Below are 19612 nucleotides of genomic sequence, written 5' to 3'. Positions count from 1 at the left end.
CTTTGTGAATTCTGGGACAAAATATTTTTTAGTATTTTGATGCTGTCCATCCCGAGAGATAATGCTTAATTTGTAAAAACCACAGTACATTCTGACATCCCATTCCAACATCGCACGATTTTTTCAGAGATTTATAAAAAACGGTATTGGCGCTCCCAAGGGGAATCGAACCCCTGTTTCAGCCTTGAGAGGGCCGTGTCCTAAACCGCTAGACGATGGGAGCACCAATACCATTTAAAAAGATCAGCAACAACGCTTCCGAAAAAAATCGTCTGTGATACCGAGAACCCGCCGATTTCTGAACGGGTCGGGCAACTAACAGATAAACCAGTCAGGGGCAAGAAAAAAGCTATTTTGCCTTTCCCTGGTTTGCCACCGAGGCCATCGCCTTGGTCACGGCATCGGGGTCGCCGAGGTAATAGTTTTTTACCGGTTTTAGATTTTTATCGAGCTCATAGACGAGCGGAATCCCTGTTGGAATATTGAGCTTCAGTATCGCTTCGTCCGAAATTCCATCCAAATGCTTGACCAGCGCGCGCAGGCTGTTGCCGTGCGCAGCGATGAGAACCCGTTTTCCGGACTTGATCGCAGGGGCGATTTCGCCATGCCAGTATGGGAGAAATCTCTCCACAGTATCCCTGAGGCATTCGGTCTTAGGAAGTTCCGCCTCCGAAAGCGAAGAGTACCTACGATCGCGTCCCGGATAGCGCGGGTCATCCATTTCAAGGGCCGGCGGCGGAATGTCGTAGCTGCGGCGCCATATCAGGACCTGTTCTTCCCCGTGTTTGGCCGCAGTCTCCGCCTTGTTGAGCCCCTGCAAGGCACCGTAGTGGCGTTCGTTGAGACGCCATGAGCGGAAGACCGGAATCCACATCAGATCCATGCCGTCGAGCGTGATCCAGAGGGTGCGTATCGCGCGCTTCAGGACGGATGTGAAGGCGACGTCGAATTCGAACCCCTCTTTCTTCAAAGTTTCACCGGCGCTCTTCGCTTCGACGAGTCCCTTTTCCGAAAGGTCTATGTCCGTCCATCCGGTGAACCTGTTTTCCTTGTTCCACAAGCTTTCGCCGTGCCTCAGTAAAACTACTTTGTACATTTCATTCTCCTTCTTGGTCTATGGTCAGGGGTCTATAGTCCATGGCCCGTACTTCCAGCGGGAGCTACTAATCCCCGGAAAATGCCCTAAAAGTCAACAGGGGATTGCTTTTTGGGATTCGATGTATAATTCTCTCCGCAAGGGGGTTACATATGAAAAAAATCCTTTCAGCATTTCTCGGGTCGCTAGTTATTTTCACAATTTTCACAGTCGCGCTTGCCGAATCTGCCCACGCCGTGAAGCCTCCCACCGTTTCCGAGAGGAGGGATTCGACCACGAGGGAAAAGAAGAAGAAGCCCGTCTGTCGCGAAGGAGAAGATTTCCTTACGGACAGATGTGTGAAGCCCAAAGAGGGGCAGTTCTACCGCGATCCCAAGACCGGGAAGAGAAAGATGAAGAAGGTTAAAGGCATAAACCTCCCCTGGGATCCGAAATAGATGGGTAATTTTAGAATCTAAATCTTCATTATTGAGATCGAACGATCTCTTAAGCAAAAATCCGAGATCGCCCCAAGCTCTCTTCTTTAAGGCTATTGAGGAACTCAAACTTGGCAAGTTATCGCAGGCGTTAGAGAATGTAAGTAAGGCCTACCCATATGTCCTGAAGAACCTTCATACTCTACGATAAAGGCTGCTATTCTTGAACAGATCAAAATAGCACGAATGAAATTTCCTGCCGATTCTGGGGCCTTAAATTAGTCTCCCTGAAACGGTTATGGGAACTTCTGAAAAGCTAGAGGCAACAATAACTTCGGCCATGGACAATTGACCACTCGGGGATGACGACCTTTTCGCCATTCGGGGATGACAAGCACACAGTTTTTAAAGGCACCCTGAATTTGCTGATTTTTCAGAGGTTACTATATTATTTCCCCAAAAACGGTTTTATTAGATCCATCGGAATCGGGAAGAGCGTGGTCGAGTTGTTTTCCGTGGCTATCTCCGAAAGTGTCTGCAGGTAGCGCATCTGAAGCGCCATCGGGTGATCCTCCATCATCTTTGCCGCTTCGACGAGCTTTGTCGCAGCCTGAAACTCCGCCTCTGCGCCGATTATCTTAGCGCGTCGTTCACGTTCCGCCTCGGCCTGGCGTGCCATCGCGCGCTTCAGCTCCTCGGTAAGGTCAACGTGCTTGATTTCGACGTTTGACACCTTGATCCCCCATGGATCGGTCTGCTTGTCGAGGATGTCCTGAAGCTGATCGTTGATCGTCTCTCTATCGGAGAGAAGTTCATCGAGTTCTCTTTCGCCCACTACGCTTCGAAGGGTGGTCTGCGCCATCTGGCTCGTAGCGAATCCGTAGTTTTCCACCTCTGTTATCGCCTTGTTCGGATCCATCACGCGAAAATATATCACGGCATTGACCTGAACTGAGACGTTGTCCTTCGTTATGATGTCCTGTGGAGGGACGTCGAGAGCGACCAGGCGCAAGCTGACGCGCACTATCTTGTCCACGGGCTTGAAGACGAAGATGATGCCGGGCCCTTTGGGTCTTGGCAGCAACCTGCCCAAGCGGAATATGACGCCGCGTTCGTATTCCCTAAGCACTTTTACGCACGATATAAGATAGAATACGATAAATGCGACCAGCACCAGCAACGGATTGGCGAACATGTGAGCCCCCTTTTTTTTCGATTTTTGCTATTCTATGAATCCTTCTTTAACTCGACCAGAAGATTCATGCCCTCTGCGATTACAACTTCTATCTCGTCGCCGCGCTTTAATGTATCGGCCGAGCGCGCGTTCCATATTTCTCCGCGAACGAGAACCTTTCCGGAACCGGCATTCCAGGAAGTCACCTCGCCGACAAGGCCCATCATGCCTTCACTTCCCGTTACCGGGCGCCTTCCCCTCGCGCGAAGCACCAGCGCTGTCAAAAATCCCGCGAGCAGGAGGGTCGCAACCGTAAAAGAGAGTATTATCGGCATCGACACCTTCATGAAATCATCTGGGGATGTGAAGAGTATTGTAGAACCGAAGAAAAATGATATGAGACCGCCTATCGTCAAAAGGCCATAGCTCACGACCTTTACCTCTGCGATGAACATCGCCACTGCAAGTGCAAGAAGCGCTATACCAGCGTAGTTTGTTGGGAGTACCTGCAGGCCGAAAAATGCCAGAACGAGGCAGACCGACCCGGCGATTCCGGGAAACCCTATCCCGGGGTTGGTGAACTCGAACAGTAGTCCGTAAAAACCCAATATGAGAAGTACGTAGGCGATGTTGGGGTGTGCCACGGCGGAGAGAACTCGCGTGCGAAAATCTTTTTCCACTTCCAAAATTTTTATCCCGGATGTGTCTATAGTCCTCTCACCGTCGGCGAGGCGGACGCGCATACCATGAATTTTAGAGAGCAGCCCCTGCTCGTCATCGGCTATCAGATCGATGATGCCGAGAGATTTTGCCTCATCAGCGCTGACGGAGGCGCTATCGGTCACAGCTGTTGCAGCCCACTGCGGATTTCTACCGCGTTCGCCTGCGATGGACTCCGCCCAGGCTTTCGAGTCGCTGATGACCTTTTCCTCCTCAGGTGTCCGGCTTCCCTTTTCAAGTTTGCCGGAAATCTGATCGAAGATGCCCGGCTTTGTCGGTCCTCCTCCGACGCTTACCGGACGTGCAGCTCCGATGTTAGTCGATGGCGCCATCGCAGCGATGTGGGAAGCGAGGGTTATGAACACGCCCGCCGAACCTGCCCTGGCCCCCATCGGAGAGACGTAGGTGATTACCGGAACCTTAGATGACATTATCGATTTGACTATGTCGCGGGTGGAACCCAGAAGCCCTCCCGGCGTATCGAGTTCTATCATAATGAAACGGGAGTTCGCCCTTTCAGCTCTCCTTATGGATTCTGCAATGAACCCGGATGTGGCGGGGTTTATGATATCACCGTCAAGGACGATTTTCATGCCTGTGGGCTGCAGCTGGGCATAAGCTATGTAGCTGAAAAAACAGGCAAAAATGGCAACGGCCAGCGCGAGAGTCAGCCTTGAAATTTTCATAGCGGCCGAGGCTACGCGCAGTTGCAGCCCCTGTCAAGAAGACGCAACTATTTGCAAGATCGGACGATAATGTTAGTGGGTGAAAAATATGAGAACATCTTCCTCGATCGCCGTAGCTGTCGTTTTTCTCATCCTCCTCTTCGGGAGCGTTGAGCTCTACGCTGGCGGCGGGTGTCCTAAGGTCACCAACAGGCTGGAAGACTTCGCGGGCTGCATGGCCGTGATGCCGGGGAATAACGGCACGATGTACCGCGGGACGCGCTATGACATGGAGAATAACTCGCATGCTGGCGTCATACATGCGATGAATTCGGTTCCCGTGGTTCCTCCACAAGTGATTGTGCCCCCAGCTCCATACATGGGGATAGGATACGGAATTTATCCCTCGATGGTCAGCGTTGCTGCTTCGCAAGCCTATAGAGAAAATCCTCATGCCACCTTCTGGAGTTGGTGGTTCTTAAGCAACATGATGGGATATCCGAAATACTGAAACCCTTCTTGCCGCACAAGTTTACAGCTTGTATAATTGCCTCATGCGACCGATAAAGCCTTTCGGCCTTGTACCTGGCGACCGCATAGGAATTGTGGCCCCAGCCTCTTCGTTCGAGAGCAGGGGGCTAAAGCGCGGCATCAACAAGCTCAAATGGTGGGGGTTCGACGTCGTCGTGCCGAGGCCCGTCTTCAAACACGCGAAAAGGCCGAAGGACCGCGATCGCAGGAGGCGTTATAAGGAGAAGGCCGAGCTCCTGATAAAGATGATCAAGGACCCGAGCATCGCCGCGATCTTCTGCGCAGAAGGGGGGTACGGTTCGATAGCTCTGGTACCTTATCTTGAAGAGGTTGATCTTTCATATCATCCAAAAATATTCGTCGGTTTTTCCGATATCACAATTTTGCTTATATACTTCTTTCAGAAGTACAGGTGGGTCACCTTTCACGGTCCGACTGTGGCGCAGGAACTCTACAAGGGGATGCCCCCCACGACGGAAATAGCTATCCAGGAGTCGATTACAAAAAAGACGCGTTTGGGCGATCTATATGGGAAACCCCTTGAAGTCATAAAGTCCGGCGAGGCCTCGGGGCTTCTCGTCGGCGGCAATCTTTCGAGGATGATCAGCACGCTTGGAACATCTTTCGAAATAGATACTGACGACAGGCTGTTTTTCATCGAGGAATACGATGAAGGGCATATGAAGATAGATGGAGACCTCAATCACCTGAAACTCGCGGGCAAGTTCGATCGTGTTAAGGGGATCATCTTTTCCGAGATGAATCGTTGTATGCACGGCAGGAAAAACGAGGTGAAAAAATATCTGCGCAGATATTTTCGAGACATGGAGATACCGATACTCTTTGGCCTTCCATCCGGCCACGGCGTTGAAAATATCACTCTGCCGCTTGGCATCAGGGCCAAGATCAGCAGCGATCCTGCGAGGCTCGTTCTGGACGAAAGCGCGGTGAGGTAGATAGGGCTAAAACTTCTTCGTCCTGCCATATTGCCTGATGAACATCTTTGATTTTGCCTGGGAACTCTGCTGGGTCAGCCTGCACTGATCGTCGATGCAGTATTCATCTGCGCATGGGATGCAAATCCATTCCTTTCCCTGTATGAGTCGGTTTTTGTGCTGGTACTGCTCGACGTCCGGAGCGGTTTTCCCGCAGACCTCACACACTATCCTTATCTGGTCGTCGCGTATCTTGGCGCTTTTAGAGAGATGTCGCTTTTTGACTTTCTCGCGCTCTATATCTTTTTTGGAGATGACTCCCGCATTTATCAACGCTTGCTTTAGCTGTTCGCCCATTGTGTAAAACCTCCGCTTGAACCTAAGATCATCTTTTCCAGAATTCGCGTGTCATTAATACTATTACCGTAAAAATTTCAAGCCTCCCAAGCAGCATGCACATTATTAGTATTATTTTGCCGATCGAGGGAATCATGAAATAATTTTCTGATGGCCCAACCGCTCCCAGCCCAGGCCCTACGTTACCTATCATCGTGGCTACTGAGGTTATCGCTGTCAGTAGATCCAGCCCCATTGCAGTCATAAAGATCGACGCCACCGTAAATATGCCCATATAAAGTATGAAAAATCCCGAGATACTTTCCAAAATATCTTTGTGAACGACCTTCCCCCCGAATTTTATCGTGGCGAAAGATCTTGGATGAATCAACCTGAAAAGTTCCCTGTAGGCGTGTTTTGCAAGCACTACGATTCGTGCTATTTTTATGGAGCCGCTGGTTGAGCCGGAGCAACCTCCGAGGAACATGAATATCAGAAGCAATATCTGCGCTACGATCGGCCACTTTTCGAAGTCGGCGGTTGAAAATCCGGTTGTAGTCATTACGGATACTGTCTGGAATGAACCGTATCGCAAGGCTGACAGGGCGGAATCGTATATGCCGGATCCAAACAATATGGCGCTTATAAGAACTATGTTGATGATCGTGATCGTGAAGTAATATCTGAATTCGCTGTTTGCCCAATATCCTTTGAGCCTTTTGAATATGAACATATAGTGCAGGGAGAAATTTACCGCCGCTATGAACATGAAAAAGGTTATGATTCCGTCTATGGTCGCGCTGTTGTAAGCTTCTATCGAAATATTTTTTATGGAAAATCCTCCCGTAGCGACGGTTGCGAAGGTGTGACAGATGGAATCAAACAATGGCATTCCGGCCAGAAGAAGGGCGACGATCTGCGCTATCGTCAGGACGAGATAAACGAGCCACAGGGTTGCCGCCGTCTGTCTTATTCTCGGGCGCAGTTTTTCCTTGGTTGGCCCCGGCGATTCTGCTCTGAAAAGCTGCATGCCTCCCACTCCAAGAAGCGGAAGTATCGCAACCACGAGAACGATGATTCCCATGCCGCCAAGCCAGTGGGTCTGGCTTCGCCACAGCAGTATGGCCCTGCTGAGGCTCTCGACATGAACGCTGGTTCCAAAAACAGAGGCTCCGGTCGTTGTGAAACCGGATATCGATTCGAAGAAGGAGTTGATGAAATTTTCCGCCGACATCGCTCCGAATATCTGTCCGACGAAATAGGGAAGCGCGCCGAAAAGACCTACGCTGATCCATCCGACCGCGACGATCAGCATCCCCTCTTTGTGTGAGATATCCTGTTTTTCTCCGCGACACGCTGCGACCATGACGCCGGATATGAAGAGGATGATCATCATGGAGGTGGCGATCGCCTTTGCATCGCGCCCGCCGTCGGCCCACGCCAAAACAAGCGGCGCTAGCATCGTCAGGCCGATGAAAAAATTGAGTTTAGAAATTGCCCCTATTACGAGTCGCGCTCTCATCTAGAAGTACTCCAGGCTTACGGTCAGAAATCTCTCGAGTTTTTTTACCGAGTTCCTGTGGGCTATTATGAGGACATGATCTCCCGCCTCTATAACTGTATCCCCCCACGGTACGATGATCCGTCCTTTTCTTTTTATAGAGAGAATAAGCACGTCATCAGGCAATTTCATCTTGTGCAGGGGTTTTCCGACGAGTTCGGAAGTTTCGAGCGCCTCGACCTCGATGATCTCCGCGGACTCCGCAAGCGTGGAAACGTGCAGCACGCGACCTTTCCTGATGAAATGCAGGATTGTGTTGTTGGCAATCTGGCGAGGATTAATGACGACGTCTATCCCTATCGAAGAGATCAGGGGTTGGTAGGCTGCCTTGTGTGACAGGGCTATTCCTACGGGGCATCCCAGGCGTTTTGCGAGAAGCGCGCTGATGATGTTGTCCTCGTCGTCCTTGGTGACGGATATGAAGGCATCCATCTCCCCGATGTTTTCCTCTATCAGCAGGCTCTGGTCGGTTCCGTGGGCGTTTAGAATGAGAGTTTTGCTGAGGTTGCGGCTTGCGGTGGAACAGAGCTGCGGATCCGGCTCAATGAGTTTGACCCTCGCCCCCGCCTTTTCCAGTGACTCGGCGAGATTGCGCCCTATGTATCCTCCACCATGTATCATTATGTCGTCGATCTTTTCGTGCTTGTGCCCCAAGAGCCTCATCCCTTCGAATACCCTGTTGGAATGCGATGCAAAGTAGATGACATCTCCCAGCTTTATTTCATCATTTCCGTCCGGGACGATCAGAGTGCTACTACGATAGAGGGCGGCCAGCAGAAAGCTCCCTTCATCTTTGAGAAGATGGAGATCCTTGAGTTTCATTCCCAGGATCTGGCTCGATGGCTTTACTTTGGTTCCTACGATTTTGAACTCACCGTCGAAAAAGTCGATGATGTCGGATGCGCCTGGGACTTGGAGCACCCTCATTATGGCTCCCGCGGATTCTTTGTCCGGGTTTATCATCAGGTTGACGTGAAGGTTGGACTGAATTCTTTTTTCTTCGACATCGAATTCCGGATTTCTGATTCGCGCTATTCTGATTGCCTGTGGAGCCTCGATTCCGGCGAAGATCGTGGCGAGGATATTGACCTCGTCGCTGTCCGTGACGGCGATGAGCATCTCGGCATCCTTGAGCCCTGCTTCGTGCAACGTGCTCGGGGCGGCCCCGTTGCCGAGGATGAACTTGGCGTCCAGCCCCTCCTCGATCTCACTTATGATGCGCTCGTTCTTCTCTATAATGACGACTTCCTTGTTTTCGCGGATGAGTTGTTCGGCGATGAACTGTCCAATTTCTCCCCCTCCTACGATAAGTATGCTCACGTCTATCTCCTTTTTGGGAGCGATTTGCCAGAGATCCCATTTAAACGCTGCATTCTACTATTTGCCCCGTACTGTTCAAGCATTACTTGGCGATATTCATTGAGGATTTCAGCCTGCCTCGCCGCAGGCGGGAATCTCGGTGACGATTGACGATGGACCATTAGACCCCTATTTGTGTCACCCATGTCCCAATAATCAACTGTTACCTATGTATCTGAAATGTACCCATCTTAATCTTGATCCTAATCTTAATCTTAATCTTAATCTTAATCTTAATCCTGATTCTGATCTTAATAACGATTATTTGCGGATATAAGTTAGTCTTACAAAAGGCGGATCAAAGATCAGCGATCAGGGATCATGATTCGACCCCCTCCCGTAACTGCCGTGACTCGTAACTGGTGAACGGTTGGAACCCCGCGGTAGCGGCGGCTTAGTGCCGCGGGAATGACGGCGTGATTGTCATTCCCGAGTGCTTTTATCGGGGATCCCGTAACGACCGTGACTGGGAAAAACAGAAGCCAGAAGCGAGAGGCTAGAAGCTAGAAAAATCTTGCCTGTAGAAATCTCCCTTCTCACTTCTAGATTCTAGCTCCTTGATGTTTTGGTCGATAGTCAATTGTCCATGGTCCACAGTCAATCTTGGCGGGTATGTGTTCCCGGAAAAATCTCCAATAAAAAATCCCCGGCCTTCCGACCGGGGATCTTTGATTTTTAGGTTCCGTAAATATCAGCCTATTTCCGGTACTACGTTGGCCGCCTGCAAGCCCTTTGGTCCGTTGACGACTTCGAACTGGACCTTCTGCCCCTCGCGCAAGGTCTTGAAGCCTTCGCTCTGGACTGCGGAGAAATGGACGAAGATATCCTCGCCACCTTCTTCCGGTTCGATGAAACCAAAACCCTTTGCGTCGTTGAACCACTTAACCGTTCCTTTTGCCATACACTTCCTTCCTTTCCTTCCTGTTTCGAGCATCTAAGCGCGTAAACCATTACTACGCCGACGCTCAAAACGATATTTGTAAAAAACCAAAAGCCGGGGGAAACTATGTCAAAGCTGCTTTTCATGCAAGAACATTTTTTATTTCACTAACTTACCCGACGCGACCCCATCGATCCTAGCCATCAGCCCTTCGAACATCTGAAGGTCGCGCTGCATTACCCCGGCCCTTCCAAACAACCTGCTGAATTGATTAAGTATTTTGGTTTTAAGTGGGTTGTCCGGCTCGTCTTCATACTGGAGCGCACTGAGGGTTTTCTCCAGTCGAACGATGAGTTTCGCGATCTTATCATGGGAAATATATTCATTTCTGAGGTATTCCGGGGCGGCTCCCGCGGCCACATTTACCGTGTTTTCATTGAATTTCGCATATACGGCGTGGCAGGCTAAAATTACCGATTGTGCGAGGTTTATAGATGGGAACATTTCCGATGTTGGGATTGTTACCACGCAGTCGCACATCTCGACCTGATCATTATTCAGTCCCTTGTCCTCGCGTCCGAACAGAAGGGCGAATCTCTTCTCCGGATTTGAACGTATGAATAGGGCCGCCTCGTCCAGCAGCATGTCGCCGCGTCTCGATTTCCCTATCCTCCTTGTGAATGCCATCGCGTGATTTCTGTCACCTACGGCTTCGGGAATGGATGAGAATACCTTTGCGCTCTCGAGGAGGTCTTTGGCTCCAAGGGCCCATGTGTAGGCCTCGCTGGTCAGGTGCTCGACCGGATCCACAAGGCGCATATCGCAAAAGCCGAAATTTTTCATGGCCCTTGCGGCGGCCCCTATGTTGGCGGCCCCCTGGGGGGAGACTAGCACTATGGAAAGGTCGATCATGGTCGGACTGGTTAGGTGCTCACAAACTGGTTGTCAATGCGGATCTGAAAGGCTATACGCTTCTCAATAACGGAGGTTTTAATTGGCACAGGGAATCGAGAGAAGAAAGTACGCCCGTCTGGATCTCGCCTTAACCATAAGCTACCGCCTTCTCGGTCATGCGGATGCCCCGCCGGCCGATCCGCGCGAGGCGATATCGAGCGATATCAGCGAGGGTGGTTTGCGCCTCATGACTCCTACGAAGCTGGAAAATGGGAGTCTGTTGGAGCTCGAGATTCAGCTGGGGGATGGGGATACGATAAAATCCGAGGGAGAGGTTGTCTGGCAGAACAAGATTTCGAACACCAGCTACGAAACCGGCGTCATGCTAAGGGGGATGCCGATTACGGACAAGAGCCGTTTTATGCGGTTTGTCTTCGACCAGATGTCAAAGGTAGTTCCGTAGAAATTTTGATTTGAGAAAATTTTAAGCAACTTTTTTTTGAAGACCGCGATAAAAGGAGTGGAATGAAGGATCGCTCCTACTACGAAGTTCTTCAAGTTTCAAAGGGTGCCTCTCCTGAGGTCATTGCCTCGGCGTACAGGACATTGATGACGAAGCTTCGGAAGCACCCCGATCTCGGCGGCTGCTGTGAAGAGGCCATACTCATCAATCAGGCTTATGAAACGCTGATAGATCCGTATACCAGAGCCTGCTACGATGCCCTGATAGCGACGCCGGAGGAGGTAGCAGCGATGGAGTCCCGCGCCGACGCTCCTGCCGAAAGAAGGCGCGCCCCCAGAAAAGAAGTAGATGCGGCTATCTCCTTTTGCACTGATGACGGTCAGCTCTGGCATAGCGGCAGGGTCAGGGATCTTTCCATCCTAGGAGTCAGGCTGCAATCGCGCGAACCTGTAGAAATCGGACAGCATATAATAATAGCCCCACCCGACTCTTCCGCCTATGCCGTTCATGGAACGGTGGTGTGGAAGAGGATGTTTCACCCGTCGCATTTCGAGAGAATCTATGAAGCTGGAGTGGAATTCTCCGACCAGATCAGCGATATCGAAAATAGAATCTACTAACAAATCCGTGACTGGTTAACTGTCTGAACGGGATTCCCGTTTGCCCCGCAGTAGCGGCGCCTTAAGGCATGCGGGAATGACCGCATGGGTGTCATCCCCGTGAAAGCGGGGGATCCAGAAACTGCCGTAACTCGTGACTAGTGGAAAAGCAGTTTTAGGCTCAGGTTAAGAAAAATCATTCCTGCTCAACTCAACCTTTCCTAGTTCACTTTTGCTCGCAATGACTGACAGGACTGTCATGGAGTTCCGTCATTTTATCATTTGCCCGTTTTGTTGGTATGATGTATGTTCCGACGCTCTTGACGGGAGGAAATCATGGACAAACTCAATCTTAAAAAATCGGAAGAGATGTGGCAGGAGGCCTTGGACCTCGTCCCCGGCGGTGTGCTCGGAATCAGGAGGCCTTATAACTTTATCCCGGGAGAGTACCCCCTCTTTCTTACAAGGGGGAAAGCCGGACACGTCTGGGATGTCGATGGAAACGAGTACATAGATCTCCTCTGCGCATACGGGCCGATAATACTCGGGTATTGCGAGCAGGAAATCGACGAGGCGGTCAAAGAGCAGATGAAACACGGATTTTGTTTCAACCTCTGTCAGCCATGGCAGAACAAGCTTGCGAAGAAGTTGCGCGAACTGATCCCCTGCTCCGAACAGAGCTTCTTTGTAAAAACCGGTTCGGATGCTACCAGCGCCGCTATAAGAATAGCCCGCGGTTTTACCAAGCGCGAAAAGATCCTTCGCTGTGGATATCACGGCTGGCACGACTGGTGTTCCGAAGTTCATGGTGGAATTCCCGAGGATGTCTATTCAAAGACGATTGAATTTGAATACAACGATGTCGAATCGCTCGAGCGACTTCTTGCCGCGAACAAAGGCGAGGTAGCTGCGATAATAATTACGCCGGTGGGGCATCCGCTCGCGAAGCCGCTGACTCCGCCTGCCCCCGGCTTTCTCGAGGGAGTTCGAAAATTGGCCGACGATAGTGGCGCCGTTCTCATATTTGATGAAATAAGAACAGGCTTTCGCGTATCGCTCGGCGGAGCCGGTGTGCGTTACGGCGTGCTGCCCGATATGGCTCTATTCGGCAAGGCGATGGCCAACGGCTATCCGATAGCGGCCGTATGCGGAAAGAAGTCGGTCATGAAGGTTTTAACCGATGCCGAGGTCTTCATATCTTCAACGTTTTTTCCAAACAGCCTCGAGATGATCGCGGCCCTGAAAACTATAGAAATACTTGAGAGGGAAAAGGTTTGCGATGTCATATGGGAGCGTGGTGAGAAACTTTTGCGTGAGATGAAGGAGGTCGCTAAGGAGTCGAAGCTCCCGGTTACCATCTCTGGGATCCCTCCGATGCCTTACATCACATTCGATGCGGCCCCCGACAAAAAGTACAAAGAGCGCCGCAAAGTCTTCTACACAGGAGCAATTCGAAGGGGGCTTTTTATGCAGCCTTACCATCATTCATACATAGCCTATCGGCATACCGAGGAAGACCTGAGACGCATCGTTGAAATTACAAGGGAATCTCTTGCCGATGTGTTAAAAACCGTAGGCTGATCTAAATCCGCCGATTCAGCATTTCATAAGCAATATCAATGAGTTGCGGGTCTCCGTTTTATTTTAATTTTCAAGCAACCTTTTGATTTCCCAGTCGAAAACAACGCGCGGGGGATGTTTCTGTATCTATACCCATCATATCAGTTTTAGGAGGATCGTTATGGGAAACGGGGTTGATTTGAAAAGGATTGACCATTTAAGAGAAACTTGGACCGAAAAATGTCACAAGGATAAAAATCATTTGGGCTTCGGTGCCGACCCCAGGTCGAGCAGCATCTGTTCGAATGTCGTCTATCAGTGTGCTAAGATATTTCGGAATCAGAGTCAGGGTAAAATATGCTTTGAAAAAAAATGCACCGATGTCACCGGCGTAGATGATTTTGAGGCCTGCGTTAAAACCGGCCAGTGGATGGCTGCGCAGAAAAAGTGGGGAAGACCCACGATGGCGGAGGTCCCTCCTCCTCCTCCGAAGGACGATACCGTAAGGCTTGCGGATACCAAGTCCTACGAGGTTATCGGTGTCGATAAGAAAAAAGCGAAGGTCTACTTCGTCGATGAAAACGAGGACCTTGTGATAGTCGATGGCAAGGCGCTCGAGGGGCACCCTGGTTTTTCAGTGGGATCTCCGGAGGATTTCATAACGAAGCTCTCGCTGTCAAACAGACAACCGGAAATACGGAAGCTGAACGAGGGTGATAAGGCCGTCACTCCATTTTTAGAGCGCTGGGGGCTTCCCACGCTTGAGCATATAGAGCCCGACAAGCTTGTCGAATATGTGAAATTCGTAAAGACTCAGATGACGATCCTTTCCGCGTTCGCTTCGTCTGAAAATCCTGCTATAGAAAAGATGGTGTCGCTCTACAAAAATATCATCGCAAAGCTTGGGAGTTCTTATCTGCCCGGAAAGTCTCCGGATACATGGACCGACTGGAGACTTCAGCTTCCCTCGCGGATAATTGAAATTCTTGGAGAGAGAGGTTTTCTGCTTCCCTTTGGGATGGCTTACGATCTGGCGGAGCGCGGTGATGTGGCGAACATGGAGAAGGCGATCAAAAAGTTTCTGGAGATGAAGCCGGAGATGGCCTCGGTGGTGGATAAGATTCGAGCGATCGGCTATGGCAGGGGCATTGAAAATATAGTGAACGGGCTTCAGAGGTTTGTGGCGTCGGGGGATGGCAGTGCGCTGGTCCTTGGACAAGGGATTGAGACGATCGAAAAATATCTGGAAGAATCGAAGTTCGACTCTGAGGAAAAGCTTTTTTCTCCGAACGCTGCAGTCTATAGCAGAGATGGACATGATTTTTCCCCCAGTGAGATACTCTTTACACTCGACTATGTTCGCGCTGAATACTGCCTTGCTATGGCAAGAGAGCTCCTAGCAGAGGCCGCCGAGAAAAATTTGAGCGGTGAAAATCTCGAAGCTCTTTTTCAGAAAGTTCGCAGAGAGCCAGTAGAAAAAGCCCGTGTTCCGGAGGATAAAAAAACGGAAGTTATGGCTCAGGTAGAGATCCTCATTTCCAATTACAAGTCGGTATCTGCCGGGGCCATCGCGATCCGCATTGCAAGGCATGTTAAGGAGCTTGCGTCGGGAGAGGTGGGTCGCGACGAAATCATGGATGGAAGCTGGCAAGCCAGGATAGACACACTTGTAGACGAGGGTGAAAAGGCCTTGAGGGAGGCATCGGTTGTTGAATCAGATCCGGCGCACGCAATGCTTCGCGCATCCAGAAAATTGGCTTACGTAAAGGCTGCCGACGAGTTCGCCATCGCTGCGGTTTATTCCGTAAGGGGTGGCGAGAATGATTCCACTTTGAACTCGCTTTGGTACGAATACGCTCTGAATCATTATAATAAGGCTCTCGAATTGATGAAGAGTGATAAGATAGACGGGGATGCTAGAAGGATATCGGAGATAGAACAGGGAATCGTGTTGGCGCATCGCACAATGTTTGAGCAGCTCCTGCGTTACGCCAATGCCGTGGTGGCAAAAAAGAATGAACCTGCCTGGTCAGGCGGAAAGTGGCAGGAAGAGGTAAATCGAATAGCGGATAGAGCGTCGAACCTCGTCATTAATGCCGGCCTTTTCGATGATGAAATCAATCGGAGGATTGGTCAACTTTTCGACGAGGCTAGAGCCGGAGATCTGAACGATAATATCAGAAAACTCACGGATGATGTCGACAGGCTGCTTCTGCCTACGTTGCCGATTGCACATGATAACTTTCACTTGAGGATGACCGTGCAGTCCGTGCAGGTCATAATGGAGAAAGTTCAGACGGTATCCGCCGATAAGAGCTATGCTCGGCAGGCGCTTTCCGAGTTGAGAAGGGGATATGAGAAGGTGTATCGCAACTCCCTTGCAAAGGCCTATGAACTTTTTAGCGCTTCTCAGGATATAATAACAGCACGCGATATCGGATGGCGCGCCAAGGCTGAGGAATGGATTGTCGATGCAGAGAGATATCTCAACGCCAAAATTGACGGCGGAAGCGACGGCGAGATAGCGATCTTCGATGGCGAGTATATCGGCGTTCAAAGGGAAGAAATCAAAAAGTACAGGATGACCTTCGACAATCGCGAGCTGGAAAGAGGGTTCGCCACGATGAGGTATATAAGCAGCGACACGCAGATAAATGAAACGATGTGGGCTGACAGATTTTCCAAACTCACCATCGGTATGAGAAAGCAAATCGCCGATTTTAAGGCCTCCTATCCCGACGGGGTTCCCGCAAGGTCAATGTATGATCTCGGCGGAGAAATAGAGATTTGTTACTCGGAGAGAATAAGGCACTTAAAGCAGATAGCCAAGAAGCTTTCCACATCCAAGCCGGAGGACTGGGAAAGCCAGGCGTATGAACTTTTGCTTGAGGCCAAGTCCCTCGTTCTTGCCGACGAGCCGGGTTCCGATGTTCCGATTTTCGATGGCACCGTGAAGGAGGGAGAGTCCTATTCATCCACCCAGAAGATGATGCTGTCGGAGATCGAGATGATGAGAGTGGAGATGGGGCTCCCCGCTCTTGAATCTCGACCCGACTCGGTGCAATCTCTCAATGGAGACAAAGGAGTTTCCAACTGAGAAGGCTTGTATCTAGAAACGCATAATGAGGTCCGCTTATTCGGCGGGTCTTTCATTATCTTGTGGTTGACAGTTTTTCCCCAACTGCCATAACCTCCCCATGCCTAAAAAATCCAGGATCGATATAGCCAGTTCCGGAAGGCTTATGGGGGTGCACTGCTCCATCTCTGGCGGCCTCTACAACGCGCCGATCGAAGGTGGGGCGATAGGTTGCAACGCCATTCAGCTTTTCACCGGAAGCAATCAGCAGTGGAAGTCTAAGGCTATTTCAGAGGAGGATGCGGAGCGCTTTCGCTGTGAGATAAAGTTGTGCGGAATCAAGGTCGCGTTTTCTCACACGACCTATCTGATCAACCTCGCCGCCCCCGACTCCGAAATTCTGAAAAAATCCATCGATGCGATGACCAAAGAGCTTCTGAGGTGTGAGCTCTTAGGAATTCCATTCGCGGTACTTCATCCCGGCTCCCGCAAGGATAAGCCTGTCGATTGGGGGATAAAGAGAATAGCCGATTCGATAAACAAAATCGTCGATGCGACCGCTGACTGCAAGGTTAAGATCGCGCTCGAGACGACGGCAGGTTCGGGTTCTAGCATCGGCGGCAGGTTCGAAGAGCTTGCCGAGATCAGGGAAAAGGTGGAGGCGAAGGATCGCATCGGATTCTGCCTCGACACCTGCCACGTATTTACCGCAGGCTATGAGTTGAGGACCCCTGACGGGTATAAGAAAACATGGGCGGATTTCAGGAATATAATCGGCATGAAGGACCTTCTTGCCCTGCACGTCAACGATTCGAAGTTTGGGATTGGCACGCATAAGGATAGGCATGAGAATATCGGCGATGGGGAGATCGGGCTTTCTGGTTTCAAAAATCTCATGAACGATGCAGCCCTCAAAAAAATCCCCCTCGTTTTGGAGACCCCGAAAGGCGAGGCTCCGCCATCCGATGACCTGAAAAATCTTTCCAAGCTCCTAGCCCTTTAATTCGGGGAGACAAACGGCTTGTCTCCCCCGATAAAGTGCGCAACAAATCATATTTTTTGCCGATAATATATGTGCGTGGAGCCGCTTTCTTCGGGAGGAAAATATGGGCTTTCAGGTAAAAAATGATGTTGTCAGTTTGTCCAATCAGAAATTTTACGATAGTGTAAAACCCTCCGGAGGGTCCGACGATCTGACCCCAAAAAATGAGCCGCCGAAGGATGAATATAAGTGCGTTACGATCGGGCTCGCCGGATCCGAAAGCTTCTCGATGGTTTGCGGCCCTGTAGGAAAGAGCACCCCCTTTTCACCAAATGAATCGCAGGCCGAAAAGGAACTTTTTTGTGACATAATGACCCAGGCCATGGAAGAGGGGCAGGATGTCCCCGTCAGTTGGATCTTTGCCTGTGAGGAGTTCCTCAAGGAAGAGTGAGGCTGCCCAGTCAGGCGAACACATTGTTCATGAATCCAGTCGGGATTCTATTTCCATCTCCCATACTTGCCCCTAGGGGTCGCTTTTTACTGGCACGCCTTTTGCTTCGTGCCCCGTACCATGATCAGTCGAGCCGTTCCATTCGGAAGATACCTTCTCATCGAGAAGATCGCCTGCGGCGGAACTGCGGAGCTCTATCGCGCGATACAGGAATCCGGCAACGGTTTCACCAAAGAGGTCGCCATCAAAAGGCTTTTGCCGATGTGGTGCGATGTCGCCGAGGTGCGCGAACTCCTTTTCGACGAGGCGAGGCTTCTTGCCGCGCTTTCCCATCCATCCATAGTCCAGGTTTGGGACTACGATGTCATCGACGGACAACCGTATATAGCGATGGAGTATATCGCAGGTCTCGACTGCGCTAAAATTGCAAAAAAAATTGCGGGAAGGGGTGAAAAAATTTCTGAAGGGATAGTTTTGGAGATAGCATCGCGCGTTCTTTCAGCTCTTGACCACGCGCACAACGCCGAGGACTCATCTGGAAATCCGTTGCGTATCGTCCATCGTGACATCTCCCCATCGAACATAGTCATTTCAGGATGCGGGGAGGTGAAGCTGATAGATTTCGGCATTGCGAAGGGGGGCCACCGATCGAGAAGTACGGTGCTGGGACAGCTCAAGGGGAAATACGCGTACATGTCCCCCGAACAGGCCTCATGCGACGAGGTCGATTGTAGAAGTGATCTTTTTTCTCTTGCGGTCGTGCTGCTTGAGATGGCCTCGGGGAGAAGGATATTTTTTTCGGAAAATGAATTTACCACGCTCGACATGGTGAGGCGCGCAGCCATTCCCGATGAATGCGTCAACTGGGTTTCCGGTGGTTTTGCATCCATAGTGATGCCGGCATTGAGCCTTCAAAAGGATCTCAGATACGGTAGCGCTGCCGAGATGCTCGATGAGATCGAAGTTCTTCGCGCCAAAGATCCAGCCTTTCAAAAAGGGGAAAAACTTCCGCACTTCATGAAGAGGAATTTTCGTCGCCGCAGGTGCGAAGGGATGTTTGCGAATATTTCTCCTGCCACCCTCGTAGCTTTCAAGGTCGGAAAGGAGAATATATTTCCGGTATTTTTGAGGAGGGTGGCTCTGTCGATTTTATCGCTTTCTATTCTCATGTTTGGCTTCGCTGCAGATCCTGCGAAAATCCCAAATATTTCAAAAAAGAAAACAGGTGGTTTCGCCCCCGCTTCGACCGTTCCCGAAATAGGTGGCACGCTGACTCTAGCTGACGATATCAAGGGCTCCATTGCCGTGGATAGTTCGCCGACAGGCGCGGCAGGGGAGATCAGAATTGAAGATAAGGTCATCCAAATAAGGACGCCATTTCACACCGACGACATAGATATTTCAAAGGATGTAGAGGTCTCATTGTCGCTCTCGATGAATGGAAGGACCTCCGTTCGAGATTCATTTTTTCTCTCGCAGGCATATCCTGTTCACAGCAAATCATATACCCTGCAAAAGATAAAATCCGCATCACTGATCGTCCATGCCAGCCCTTGGGGTGTCGTCTCTATTCCGAACGTCATGAGTGGGAGGGAGACGCCCGCACTTGTTAAAAATCTTTCTCCGGGAAAATATTCAGTGTCAGTTAAATATCCTCCTACGGGAAGGATCGTCACGACCTCAGTTGACATTCCATCCGGCGGGAATTTGAGCTGCGTTGCAAACTTCGATGGAGATTCGCGAATCAGATGTCGTTAAGGAACCTCTGAAAAGCTAGCTGTAACAATAACTTCGACCATGGACGATTGACCATAGACCAAAACATCAAGAAGCTAGAATCTAGAAGTGAGAAGCAATATTTTTACAGGCGAGATTTTTCTAGCTTCTAGCCTCTCGCTTCTAGCTTCTGTTTTT

Annotated in this window: 18 protein-coding genes and 1 tRNA gene; 10 read left to right on the top strand and 9 right to left on the bottom strand. The window is 50.4% G+C overall.

Going from position 1 to position 19612, the window contains the following annotated elements:
* Nucleotides 1-147: 147 nt before the first annotated feature.
* Nucleotides 148-223, bottom strand: a tRNA-Glu gene (locus tag GX659_08050).
* Nucleotides 224-349: 126 nt separating this feature from the next.
* Nucleotides 350-1096 carry a 2,3-diphosphoglycerate-dependent phosphoglycerate mutase gene (gene gpmA, locus GX659_08045; GenBank protein NLD28728.1) on the bottom strand — a complete coding sequence of 249 codons (747 nt, stop codon included), beginning with the start codon at nt 1094-1096 and terminating at the stop codon, nt 350-352.
* A 152-nt stretch (nt 1097-1248) separates the two neighbouring features.
* Between gpmA and GX659_08040 the strand changes: the two genes are divergently transcribed.
* Nucleotides 1249-1533: a hypothetical protein gene (locus GX659_08040; protein NLD28727.1), complete on the top strand. Its 285-nt coding sequence runs from the start codon at nt 1249-1251 to the stop codon at nt 1531-1533.
* A 427-nt stretch (nt 1534-1960) separates the two neighbouring features.
* Here GX659_08040 and GX659_08035 read toward each other — a convergent pair whose 3' ends face one another.
* Together GX659_08035 and GX659_08030 are read right to left on the bottom strand one after the other, a co-directional pair.
* Nucleotides 1961-2707 (bottom strand): slipin family protein, encoded by a 747-nt coding sequence (locus GX659_08035; GenBank protein NLD28726.1) that lies wholly within the window; start codon nt 2705-2707, stop codon nt 1961-1963.
* 32 nt (nt 2708-2739) lie between these two features.
* Nucleotides 2740-4092, bottom strand: a complete 1353-nt coding sequence (locus tag GX659_08030) for a nodulation protein NfeD (protein NLD28725.1) — start codon at nt 4090-4092, stop codon at nt 2740-2742.
* Nucleotides 4093-4180: 88 nt separating this feature from the next.
* On the opposite strand from GX659_08030, the gene GX659_08025 reads away from it, so the two are divergent.
* Both GX659_08025 and GX659_08020 read left to right on the top strand, forming a co-directional pair.
* Nucleotides 4181-4582 carry a hypothetical protein gene (locus tag GX659_08025; GenBank protein NLD28724.1) on the top strand — a complete coding sequence of 134 codons (402 nt, stop codon included), beginning with the start codon at nt 4181-4183 and terminating at the stop codon, nt 4580-4582.
* A 43-nt stretch (nt 4583-4625) separates the two neighbouring features.
* The gene (locus GX659_08020) at nt 4626-5558 is read left to right on the top strand and encodes an LD-carboxypeptidase (protein NLD28723.1); all 933 of its coding nucleotides are present in this window, start codon (nt 4626-4628) and stop codon (nt 5556-5558) included.
* 6 nt (nt 5559-5564) lie between these two features.
* Here GX659_08020 and GX659_08015 read toward each other — a convergent pair whose 3' ends face one another.
* The 5 genes from GX659_08015 to GX659_07995 form a co-directional block, all read right to left on the bottom strand.
* Complete coding sequence (locus GX659_08015) at nt 5565-5894, bottom strand: hypothetical protein (protein NLD28722.1); 330 nt, start codon at nt 5892-5894, stop codon at nt 5565-5567.
* Nucleotides 5895-5922: 28 nt separating this feature from the next.
* A complete protein-coding gene (locus GX659_08010) occupies nt 5923-7395 on the bottom strand; it encodes a TrkH family potassium uptake protein (protein ID NLD28721.1) in 1473 nt (490 codons plus the stop codon).
* The gene (gene trkA / locus GX659_08005) at nt 7396-8754 is read right to left on the bottom strand and encodes a Trk system potassium transporter TrkA (protein ID NLD28720.1); all 1359 of its coding nucleotides are present in this window, start codon (nt 8752-8754) and stop codon (nt 7396-7398) included.
* Nucleotides 8755-9484: 730 nt separating this feature from the next.
* Nucleotides 9485-9694, bottom strand: coding sequence for a cold-shock protein (locus GX659_08000; protein NLD28719.1), 210 nt, complete (start codon nt 9692-9694; stop codon nt 9485-9487).
* 138 nt (nt 9695-9832) lie between these two features.
* Complete coding sequence (locus GX659_07995; protein NLD28718.1) at nt 9833-10585, bottom strand: TrmJ/YjtD family RNA methyltransferase; 753 nt, start codon at nt 10583-10585, stop codon at nt 9833-9835.
* Between the two features lie 82 nt (nt 10586-10667).
* On the opposite strand from GX659_07995, the gene GX659_07990 reads away from it, so the two are divergent.
* From GX659_07990 to GX659_07960, 7 genes are all read left to right on the top strand, one after another.
* Nucleotides 10668-11030 carry a PilZ domain-containing protein gene (locus tag GX659_07990; protein ID NLD28717.1) on the top strand — a complete coding sequence of 121 codons (363 nt, stop codon included), beginning with the start codon at nt 10668-10670 and terminating at the stop codon, nt 11028-11030.
* 62 nt (nt 11031-11092) lie between these two features.
* A complete protein-coding gene (locus GX659_07985; protein ID NLD28716.1) occupies nt 11093-11650 on the top strand; it encodes a DnaJ domain-containing protein in 558 nt (185 codons plus the stop codon).
* 312 nt (nt 11651-11962) lie between these two features.
* Entirely contained in the window at nt 11963-13210 is a 1248-nt protein-coding gene (locus GX659_07980) for an aminotransferase class III-fold pyridoxal phosphate-dependent enzyme (protein ID NLD28715.1), read from the top strand.
* Between the two features lie 160 nt (nt 13211-13370).
* Entirely contained in the window at nt 13371-16286 is a 2916-nt protein-coding gene (locus tag GX659_07975) for a hypothetical protein (protein ID NLD28714.1), read from the top strand.
* 100 nt (nt 16287-16386) lie between these two features.
* Nucleotides 16387-17268: a deoxyribonuclease IV gene (locus GX659_07970; GenBank protein NLD28713.1), complete on the top strand. Its 882-nt coding sequence runs from the start codon at nt 16387-16389 to the stop codon at nt 17266-17268.
* A gap of 103 nt (nt 17269-17371) precedes the next feature.
* On the top strand, nt 17372-17698 hold the full coding sequence (locus GX659_07965) for a hypothetical protein (protein ID NLD28712.1): 327 nt from the start codon (nt 17372-17374) through the stop codon (nt 17696-17698).
* Between the two features lie 120 nt (nt 17699-17818).
* Complete coding sequence (locus tag GX659_07960; protein NLD28711.1) at nt 17819-19456, top strand: serine/threonine protein kinase; 1638 nt, start codon at nt 17819-17821, stop codon at nt 19454-19456.
* The last annotated feature ends 156 nt before the right edge of the window (nt 19457-19612 follow it).

It is taken from the genome of Myxococcales bacterium (assembly GCA_012513515.1).
Classification (GTDB): Bacteria; UBA10199; UBA10199; order 2-02-FULL-44-16; family JAAZCA01; genus JAAZCA01.
This window is presented reverse-complemented; position numbering and strand designations above follow the sequence as displayed.